At 62.4% G+C, this 10,158-nt stretch carries 6 protein-coding genes and 1 pseudogene; all 7 read right to left on the minus strand.

The features are described from left to right. Positions 1–7: 7 nt before the first annotated feature. Positions 8–1,291: an acetyl-CoA C-acetyltransferase gene (locus VFB05_RS21185; protein WP_325015787.1), complete on the minus strand. Its 1,284-nt coding sequence runs from the start codon at positions 1,289–1,291 to the stop codon at positions 8–10. Next, positions 1,291–3,558: an acyl-CoA dehydrogenase gene (locus tag VFB05_RS21190; protein ID WP_325015789.1), complete on the minus strand. Its 2,268-nt coding sequence runs from the start codon at positions 3,556–3,558 to the stop codon at positions 1,291–1,293. Before VFB05_RS21190 ends, VFB05_RS21185 begins: the two co-directional genes overlap by 1 nt. A 198-nt stretch (positions 3,559–3,756) precedes the next feature. Then, entirely contained in the window at positions 3,757–4,380 is a 624-nt protein-coding gene (locus VFB05_RS21195; protein ID WP_325015791.1) for a flavin reductase family protein, read from the minus strand. 88 nt (positions 4,381–4,468) lie between these two features. Continuing rightward, positions 4,469–5,074, minus strand: coding sequence for a TetR/AcrR family transcriptional regulator (locus VFB05_RS21200; RefSeq protein WP_325015793.1), 606 nt, complete (start codon positions 5,072–5,074; stop codon positions 4,469–4,471). Positions 5,075–5,159: 85 nt separating this feature from the next. Beyond that, entirely contained in the window at positions 5,160–8,300 is a 3,141-nt protein-coding gene (locus tag VFB05_RS21205; RefSeq protein ID WP_325015795.1) for an efflux RND transporter permease subunit, read from the minus strand. A 128-nt stretch (positions 8,301–8,428) separates the two neighbouring features. Beyond that, positions 8,429–9,535, minus strand: coding sequence for an efflux RND transporter periplasmic adaptor subunit (locus tag VFB05_RS21210; protein WP_325015797.1), 1,107 nt, complete (start codon positions 9,533–9,535; stop codon positions 8,429–8,431). Between the two features lie 151 nt (positions 9,536–9,686). Continuing rightward, positions 9,687–10,158: pseudogene (locus VFB05_RS21215) on the minus strand (MFS transporter); the annotation flags it as partial.

Raw genomic sequence — 10,158 nt, forward strand, 5'->3', positions numbered from 1 at the left:
GCTTCCCTCACACCGTCTCGATCAACATGGCGCCGCCGAGCCCGCCGCCGATGCATTCGGTGGCGATGCCACGTTTGGTGCCGAGCCGTTTCATCGCGTTGACGAGATGCAGCACGATGCGATTGCCGCTGGTGCCGACGGGATGGCCGAGGCTGATCGCGCCGCCATCGACGTTGAGTCTGGATTGATCGAGTTGGCCTGCGGCGCCGTCGAGGCCCAAGACCTCGCGGCAAAACTTCTCATCGTTCCAGGCTGCAAGACAGCCGAGCACTTGCGTCGCAAAAGCCTCGTTCAATTCCCAGGTCTCGATGTCGCCAAGCGCAAGCTTGTTGCGCTTCAACAGTTCGGTTGCCGACATCACCGGCCCCAATCCCATGATCGAGGGATCGAGCGCCGCCCATTGGCTGTCGACAATCATGGCCTTTGGCATCAGGCCGTGTTTTTGGACGGCCTCCTCGGACGCGAGAATGACCCAGGATGCCCCGTCCGTGATCTGCGAGGAGTTGCCCGCAGTGACTTGCCCCCACGGCCGCTCGAATACCGGCTTGAGGCCGGCCAATTTGTCCATCGAGGAATCCGGCCGCACGCCGTCATCGTGATCGTAAAACTTGCCGTCGCGTGCAAAGGCGGTCTCGACTTCGCCTTTGAGGAAGCCGCTCTCTTGCGCATGCGCCAGCCGCTTATGGCTTTCCACGGCGTAGGCGTCCGACTGCTCGCGCGTGATGCCGAAGAAATGACCGACCACTTCGGCGGTCTGCCCCATGTTGAGCTCGGTGATCGGATCGGTCAGGCCGCGCTCAAGGCCGATGACCGGCTTGAAATAGGCCGGGCGCGCCTTCGCGATTGCCGCGAGCTTGGCCAGAATTCCCTTTGCCGTCACAAGGCCTGCAAACCAGCGCACGCCTTGCGCCGGCCACACCAGCGGCGCGTAGCTCAATGCTTCCGTTCCGCCGGCGAGGATCAAATCCGACACGCCCTCGCGGATATAGCGATAGGCCGTGTCGATCGACTGCATGCCGCTGCCGCAATTGATCTGCACGGTGAACGCCACCATCCGCTCGCCCATGCCGAGCCGCAGCGCGGCCACTCGCGCCGGGTTCATCTCGTCGGCAATGACGTTGACGCAGCCGAGGATGACCTGATCGAAGCTATCTGCCGCAAAAGGCTGGCGCGCCAGTAGCGGCCGGCCGCATTGAACGGCGAGATCGACCGGCGTGAACGGTCCGGGACCGGTGCGCGCCTTCAGGAACGGCGTGCGGCTGCCGTCGACGATAAAGACCGGTCGCGCCATCAGCTTGCCGCCCTCTGATCACCGAGATCCTGGAAGAACTGGTGCACGTTGGGCTTCTTGTAGATCGGCGACAGCGCTTCGGGTGCGAAATCGTCGACCTCGATCACTTTTGCAACCGCCTCATGCGCTGCTTTCAGCTTTTCACCCTCTCCATCCGTGATCACGCCGCGCTTCACGGCCTCCTGCCAGTCATGCAGGTGCGCCGCGCGCATGCGCCTGGAAATCTCCTCCGCGTCTGTGACGAGGACAAATGCCTTCTCCAGCCGCGCCACGCCGCCGTCGTCGTCGACATGGGCGAGATCCGGCGTCAGCCGGTCACGCACCGCCGACGGCTCCAGCACCATCTGGGCGCATTCATGCACCACGCGATCGGAAGGCCCGAGCACGCGCGCGCCGAACGGCTGAACGACGAGCGTCAAAATGAAGGCAACAGACCGATTGGGCAAGTTCGCCAGGATTTCCGCAAAGCGGTTCTCGATGGTGCGGAAGCCGCTTGCCATGCACCATTCGAGCGCCGCGAAATCGGCGGCCTGCCGTCCCTCGTCCTGCCAGCGCTTCAGCGCCGCCGACAAGAGATAAAGCTCGGACAGGATATCGCCGAAGCGTGCGGAGAGCATCTCCTTGCGCTTGAGCGCACCGCCGAGCGTGAGTAGCGCCATGTCGGCACAAAGCGCAAAGGCCGACGAATAGCGCGACAGCTGGCGATAGAACTTCGTCGCATCGCTCGCGTCGGGCGCAGGTGCAAAGAGCCCGCCGGTCCAGCTCCGCCCGAGAGCGCGGAACAGCGTCACCACGCTGTGGCCGACATGCTTCCAGAACGCGTCGTCGAACGCGTCGAGACCTTTGGCATGGTCTTCCTCGCCGAGCGCGTTCATCTCCTGCAACAGATAAGGATGAGCGCGGATCGCCCCCTGCCCGAACACGATCAGATTGCGGGTCAAGATATTGGCGCCTTCCACCGTGATGCCGACCGGCACCGAACGATAGAGATTGCCGATGTAATTCTGCGGTCCGTCGATCACCGCCTTGCCGCTGTGGATGTCCATGGCGTCGTCGATCGCGATCCGCATGCGCTCGGTGGCTTGCAGCTTCATAATCCCGGAAATCACCGCGGGATGATGGCCCTCATTGAGCGCAGCACAAGTCAGCCGCCGGGCCGCATCGAGCAGATAGGCGGTGCCGGCGATGCGGGCGAGCGGCTCCTCGATGCCTTCGAACTTGCTGATGGAAATACCGAACTGCTCGCGGATGCGCGCATAGGCGCCGGTGGTGCGGGCCGCATAGGCTGCGCCCGCGGCAGACAGCGACGGCAGCGAGATGCCGCGGCCTGCGGCCAGCGCCGTCATCAGCATCTTCCAGCCCTGGCCGAGACGCTCTTGTCCGCCGATGATGTAGTCGAGCGGAATGAAGACGTCCTTGCCCCAGTTCGGGCCGTTCTGGAACACCTGCATGGCCGGCAGGTGACGATGGCCGATGGAGACGCCGGGAAGATCGGTGGGAATGAGCGCCACCGTGATGCCAAGGTCATCCTGGGTGCCGACGAGATGGTCGGGATCGGAGGCCTTGAAGGCCAGGCCCAGCAAGGTCGCGACCGGGCCGAGGGTGATGTAGCGCTTGTGCCAGTTGAGACGAAGGCCGAGCACCTCCTTGCCTTCGAAAGTGCCCCAGCAGATCACGCCACTGTCGATCATCGAGGCAGCGTCCGAGCCGGCCTCGGGGCTCGTCAGGCCAAAACAGGGAATGTCGCGGCCGTCGGCGAGCCGCGGCAGCCAGCGCTCCTGCTGCTCCCTGGTGCCGAAGCGCATCAAAAGCTCGCCCGGTCCGAGCGAATTCGGCACCATCACGGTGACGGCAGCAACCAGCGAGCGCGACGATATCTTGCGCACCACTTCCGAATGCGCGTAGGGCGAAAAGCCAAGTCCGCCATGCTCTTTCGGGATGATCATCCCGAAGAACTTCTTCTGCTTGATGTAGTCCCACACCTCGGGCGGCAGGTCGCGCCATTCCCAGTTGATCTTCCAGTCGTCGAGCATCGCGCAGAGCTCGTCGACGGTCCCGTTGAGGAAGGTTTTTTCCTCCGCGGTCAGCGTCGCCGGCGCCTGCTTGAGCAGCTTCGACCAATCGGGATTGCCGGTGAACAGGTCCGCATCCCACCAGACGTCGCCGGCCTCGAGCGCCTCGCGCTCGGTATCGGACATCGACGGCAAGACGCCGCGAGCCCAGGAGAAGATCGGCTTGGTGATAAAATCGCGGCGGAAGGAGCTCATGGCGATGTCCTTGATTCGGCGGCGCGCGCCCTAATTCTAACGAAAGAAACAAGGTTCGGGTGAACACTTCGCCGGGAAAAAGGGACAAATTGGACCCGTTACGAGCGGAACGATTACTGACGCTCGTGACCAGAAATGCCCGATTTTATTGGGCTTTCGTCCTATAGCGGACCGCGGCCGCGAACCTTGAGCAGGATCTCAATCCGGCCGCGTCATCTCGAACATGGCGTCCTGGCGGATCTCGAAATAATCGCCCTTGCGACCCGCGCGCACGATGGGACGGGCGAGCGCCGTCTGATACACGCCGTCCTTGATCATGGCCTTGTCGATATGGACGGCAACGACCTCCCCGAGCGTGAGCCAGGCGTTGGCCTTCTTGCCGTCGGCGCCCTGCAACTGAATGACCTGGGTCAGCTTGCATTCGAACGATACCGGGCTTTCGGCAACCCTTGGCACATTGACGAGCTTGCCGGGAACAGCCGTCAGGCCTGCGATCGAGAACTCGTTGACCTCGTGAGCGACATGCGCGGCGGTCGCGTTCATCTGCCTTGCCAGATCCTTGGTCGCGAGATTCCAGACGAACTCGCCGGTCTCCTGGATGTTGGCAACGCTGTCCTTCCAGGAGGTCGAGGAAAAGCCGATGATCGGAGGCACGTAACAGAAGCCGTTGAAGAAGCTGTACGGCGCCAGATTGATGTTGCCTTTGGCGTCTCGCGAGGAAATCCAGCCGATCGGACGCGGCGCGACGATGGCATTGAACGGGTCGTGCTTGAGGCCATGGCCGTTCTTGGGCTCGTAAAAGTGCAGGTCTTTTTCGGTCACGCTGGAATCATCCTGTCAAATGCCGTTATTCCGGGTCCGCGCGTTTCGCGCCCCGAAATGGCAATATACGGGCAAAATCTGCGGAGGGCTATTTCCGAACCGAGAGCCCGACGAGCATGAAATCGATCATCTGCTCGATCTCGGCGTGAGGCTTGGGAAAGTTGATCGCCTGGGCAATCATCTGCGGATGAAAATAGCCGAGCATGCCCTGGCAGATGCAAAGGGCCGCGGCCGGGACATCCGGCGCGTCGAATTCGCCGGAGGCGACGCCTTGCGCGACCACGCCGGCGATCGACTCGACGATGGTCTGCATGTGCGCGACGCAGACTTCCCAACTCTCTTGCATCGCGATCTCGACCATCTCATGCAACTTGGAGTCGCCGACAAAGCGCTCCGAGTTCATGCGATGGATCGTGGTCAGCAGCTCTCGCAGACGGGGCGTCGCAGGCCCGGGCTTTGCCACAAAGGCCTTGGCCGCAACTTCCACTTCACCCATCAGCGCGCGCGCGACGCCCTCGTGGATTGCCTTCTTCGAATCGAAGAAGCGATACACATTCGCCGGGCTCATATGCAGCTCTTTGGCGATGTCGCCAACGGTGGTCTTCTGGTAGCCGATTTGGCGAAACAGCCGCTCAGCCACCTCGAGAATGCGTTCCCGGGTATCCGTCTCGGTATGTTCGACAGTCAGCGTCATTTCTTTTAACTCAGCTCACCCTGCTCGATTCTGGATCGAGCATGGGCCTTTGCAAAACAACATCGCACCTGCGTCGATGTTCAAATCATTCCGCGGCCTCAGCCAATGGAAATGCGGGCTTGTGGACGCCCTCTTGCTGCGGCGCAAGGCCAACATGAACGCTTCCGCCGCTTTCTTCAAGGCTTTTGCGGAACCAGAGCGCATAGAGGCCCGGCAAATACAGCAGGGTCAGGAAGGTCGCAACGAACAGACCTCCCATGATGGTGATCGCCATCGGTCCCCAGAAGGCGGAACGCGATAGCGGAATCATTGCGAGAATCGCGGCCAATGCCGTCAGTACCACCGGCCGGGCGCGCCGGACGGTCGCCTCCACGATGGCTTCGCGGCGGGTCAGACCGCTGGCAACGTCGCTCTCGATCTGATCGACCAGGATCACAGCATTGCGCATGATCATGCCGGCGAGCGCGATGAGGCCAAGCAGCGCCACGAAGCCGAAGGGCTGGTTGGCGACGTTCAGGCCGAGCGAGGCGCCGACGATGCCGAGCGGTGCGGTCAGGAACACCAGCGCCAGCCGCGAAAAACTCTGCAACTGGATCATCAGCAGCGTCAGCATCACCATGACCATCAGCGGGAACAGCACGAAGATCGAGGCATTGCCCTTGGCCGATTCCTCGAACGCGCCGCCCGGCTCGATTCGGTAAGCCGGCTCGAGGTGGTCGCGGATATTCTGGAGTTTCGGCCAGATCTGGTTGGTGACGTCAGGCGCCTGCACGCCATCGACGACGTCGCCACGCACAGTGATCGCCATATCGCGGTTGCGCCGCCAGATGATCGGCTCCTCATGGTCGTATTCGATCTTGGCGATTTGCGTGAGCGGCACTGCAACGCCGTTGCGCGAGGTCACGGTGAGATCACCGACATGGCCGAGGTCGAGCCGTTCGGATGGCACCGCGCGCGCCACCACATCGACCTTTTCGATACCGTCACGCACCGTCGTCACCGGCACGCCCGAGATCAGCATCGCAAGCGCCTGTGAGACGTCCTGCGGGGTCAGGCCGAGCGCGCGGGCGCGGTCCTGATCGACGACGAGCTTGAGGTACGGCGACTGCTCGTTCCAGTCGAGCTGAGGATCCTTGATGTTCTTGTTCTCCTTGACGACGTCACGCACCTTGTAGGCGATGTCGCGAACCACCATGGGATCCGGTCCGATCACGCGGAACTGCACGGGGAAGCCGACCGGCGGACCGAAATTGAAGCGATCGACGCGCACCCGCGCCTCTGAGAGATCGCCCTCTTCGACCGCCTTCTCGATTTTCGCCTTGATGCGCTCGCGCGCCTCGACGCCCCTGGCGACGATCACGATCTCCGCGAAAGCCTCGTTCGGCAGTTGCGGGTTAAGGCCGAGCCAGAAGCGCGGCGAACCCTGACCGACATAGGAGGTGTAGGTCGCGATATCCTTGTCGCCCTTGAGCAACTCTTCCGCCTTCTTCACGGATTTTTCCGTGACATTGAAGGCGGTGCCTTCCGGCAGCCGAAGCTGGAAGAACAATTCGGGGCGCTCGGACAGCGGGAAGAATTGCTGCTGAACGTGGCCGAAGGCGACGATCGAAGCGAAGAACACGGCAACCGTCGCAAGCACCGTCTTGACGCGATGATCCACGCACCACTGGATCACGCGGCGAAGCGAGCGGTACATGCGGGTCTCGTAGATCGCATGCGGATCGTGATTTTGGTGGACCTTGATGTTCGGCAGCAGCTTGACGCCGATATAGGGCGTGAAGATCACCGCGACGAACCAGGACGCGACCAGCGAAATCGCCACGATCCAGAAGATGCCGCCGGCATATTCGCCAACCGCCGAATTGGCGAAACCAATGGGCAGAAAACCGGCCGCGGTGACCAGCGTGCCGGTCAGCATCGGAAAGGCCGTCGACTCCCAGGCAAAGGAGGCCGCCTTGATGCGGTCCCAGCCCTGCTCCATCTTCACGACCATCATCTCGACCGCGATGATGGCGTCATCGACCAGAAGGCCGAGCGCGATGATCAGGGCGCCGAGCGTGATGCGGTGCAGGTCGAGCGACATCGCGTCCATCACGATAAAGACGATCGCCAGCACCAGCGGCACCGACAACGCCACCACGATGCCGGTGCGCCATCCGAGCGCGATGAAACTGACGAACAGCACGATCGCGAGCGCCTCGACGAAGGAATGCACGAATTCGTTGATCGCGTGCTCGACCACTTCCGGCTGGTCGGCGATGCGATCGACGTTGATGCCCTGCGGCACCGCCTTCATGAATTCGGCTGTCGCGGCCGTCACGTCCTTGCCGAGTTCGAGAATGTTGGCGCCCTTGGCGGTGACCACGCCGATGCCGATGGCAGGCTTGCCTTCCTGGCGCACGACGAAGCTCGGCGGATCGACGAAGCCATGGCTGACCGTTGCGATATCGCCAAGCCGGAACACGCGACCGTTGCTCTCGACCGGCGTCTCCGCCACCGCCTTGACGCCGTCGAGCGCGCCGGTGACGCGAAGCGGCACGCGCTGCGCGGACGTCTCCACGGTGCCGGCCGGCACGACATTGTTCTGCTTGGCCAGCGAATCGAACAGCGCCTGCGGCGTGATGCCAAGAGTTGCGAGTTTTGCGTGCGAAAATTCGACGTAGATCTTTTCGTCCTGCGTGCCGTAGATGTCGACCTTGGTCACGCCGTTGACCTTGAGCAGACGCTGGCGCAACCCTTCGGCAGCCTTCTTGAGCTGCGCGTAGTCGGCGCCGTCGCTCGTCATCATATAGAGGATGGAATCGACGTCGGAAAATTCGTCGTTGACGACGGGCCCGAGTAGCCCTGCGGGCAACTGGCTCTGCACGTCGACGAGCTTCTTGCGCAGCAGATAAAACAGATAAGGCACATCCTTCGGCGGCGTCGAATCGCGGAAAGTAACTTGCAGCGCGGTAAAGCCAGGCTTGGAGTAGGTCTGCACCTTCTCGAAATAGGGCAGCTCCTGCATCTTCTTCTCGATGGGATCGGCGACCTGTTCCTGGATCTCCTTGGCGGTCGCACCCGGCCACATCGCCGAAACGTTCACCACCTTGACCGTGAAGAACGGATCCTCGGCCCGGCCGAGTTTCTCGTAGGAGAAGAAGCCGGCAACGCCGAGGGCGAAGATCAGAAACAGCACCAGCGCGGGATGGCTGACCGCCCAGGCCGACAGATTGAAGCGCTTCATCGGACTCTCCAATGCCAAAACCGACTTTCCGCGTGATCGTCATTGCGAGCGAAGCGAAGCAATCCAGTTAAAAGGATCGACAAGCTCTGGATTGCTTCGTCGCTTTCGCTCCTCGCAATGACGGCGAATTAGAACGACAGCGACGACACGACCCGGACCTTCTGGCTCGGATCGAGCTTCTGCACGCCGAGGGTGACGATCTTTGCGCCCTCGTCCACACCGCCCGAAATGACGACGCTATTGCTGTCGTAGGATTTGACGGTGACGGGCTTTAAGGAAATCGCGCCTTTGTCGTCGACGACATAGACCGAAGGATCGCCACCCTGGCTGTACAGCGCCGACAGCGGCAGCCGCGCCACCCGCTCGGTCCGCGAGTCCGACAACGTCAGCGTCGCGGTCATGCCGAGCGAGACATCGTCGCCGGCATCCGGCAGGGAGAATTTCGCGAGATAGGTTCGCGTCGCGGGATCGGCCGATGGCGCGACCTCACGCAGCTTCGCGGCGTAGGTCTTGCCCGCCTCCGACCACAGCGTGACCGTCGCAACGCCCGACTTGGCGCGATTGAGAAGCGTCTCGGGGACAGCGACGACCGCTTCTTTCTCGCCAAGCCGGGCGACGCGGATCGCGGCCTGACCCGCGGCAACCACCTGGCCAGGCTCGATCATGGTCGCCGTGACGACACCATGGGTGTCCGCCACGAGCGTTGCATAAGAGAGGGAGTTGTTGGTCAGTTCGACCGAACGCTCGGCGCGATTGAGCCGCGCGCGTGCTTCGTCGGCGGCGGCCTTCGCGGTGTCGAGCTGCGCATCGGTGGCCCAACCTTTGCCGCGCAGGTCCTTGGCGCGCTGCTCGGCAGCGCCCGCCTGCGCCAGCACGCCCGTCGCGGCGCGCTGTTCTGCCTCGGCCTGCTCGGCCTGCAATTTCAGATCGACTTCATCCAATGTGGCGAGCGACTGGCCGACTTCGACCGTCTGGCCGACTTCGACCAGCCGCTTCGCCACCTTCCCGGGCACACGAAAACCCATGTCGGACTCGATCCGGGGCCTGATCGTGCCGACAAAGCTGCGCTCGGGAGATTGGGCTTCATAATGGGCGGTGGCGACCAGAACCGGGCGGGTTTCCGCGGGCTTGTCGGCCACGGCGCTATCGCAGCCACCTAACGTGACGGCCAGCGCTGCCAGCGAAATTCCGGCCAAGAGCCTGGAATAACTCGAAAAAATCAGGCGAACCAACATCGGACCCTCCTCACGGCTCCAGCCATATGGGGAGTGTGGATTGTTGACTGATAAATGTCAATATTCGTCAGTAATCATGAAATTGTGATCGCCGGCTTGGCTGGAAAAGCCGTGGTCGCTCCGAGGGATAGACTTGGGAAGAGAAAGCGGCCTAAGCCGCCTTTTCCGAATTGGCGAACTCCGCCATGGACTCGTGGCCGCCCAAAAACACCAGGAGCCCGCCGATCAGGGGAAGCACCGCCAGCACGAGCAGCCCGGTCGAGGTCTGACCTGTCGCCTCCTTGACCCAGCCGATCAGATACGGCCCGCCAAAGCCGGCAAGATTGCCGATCGAATTGATCAGCGCGATCGCACCGGCTGCGGCCGTGCCGGAAAGCCAGGCGGTCGGCAGCGTCCAGAACACCCCGAAGATGCAGAACACCCCGATCGCGGCGACCGTCAGCACCACCATGGTCATCGTCGGATCGGTGATGAAGGCGGAGGCGCCAAGCGCCAAGGCCGTCACAAAGAACGGCGCGCCGACATGGGACACCCGTTCGCGCGTGGCGTCCGAATGCCGTGCCCACAGGATCATCGCGATGGTGCCGCACAGATAGGGAATTGCGGTGACGAAGCCGGTTTGC

It is taken from the genome of Bradyrhizobium sp. (genome assembly GCF_035652035.1).
GTDB lineage: Bacteria > Pseudomonadota > Alphaproteobacteria > Rhizobiales > Xanthobacteraceae > Bradyrhizobium.

Bases quoted from the DNA above. Each gene is read 5' to 3' on its own strand.
- VFB05_RS21185 (WP_325015787.1), bottom strand. From the start codon at position 1,291: ATGGCGCGACCGGTCTTTATCGTCGACGGCAGCCGCACGCCGTTCCTG.
- VFB05_RS21190 (WP_325015789.1), bottom strand. From the start codon at position 3,558: ATGAGCTCCTTCCGCCGCGATTTTATCACCAAGCCGATCTTCTCCTGG.
- VFB05_RS21200 (WP_325015793.1), bottom strand. From the start codon at position 5,074: ATGACGCTGACTGTCGAACATACCGAGACGGATACCCGGGAACGCATT.
- VFB05_RS21205 (WP_325015795.1), bottom strand. From the start codon at position 8,300: ATGAAGCGCTTCAATCTGTCGGCCTGGGCGGTCAGCCATCCCGCGCTG.
- VFB05_RS21210 (WP_325015797.1), bottom strand. From the start codon at position 9,535: ATGTTGGTTCGCCTGATTTTTTCGAGTTATTCCAGGCTCTTGGCCGGA.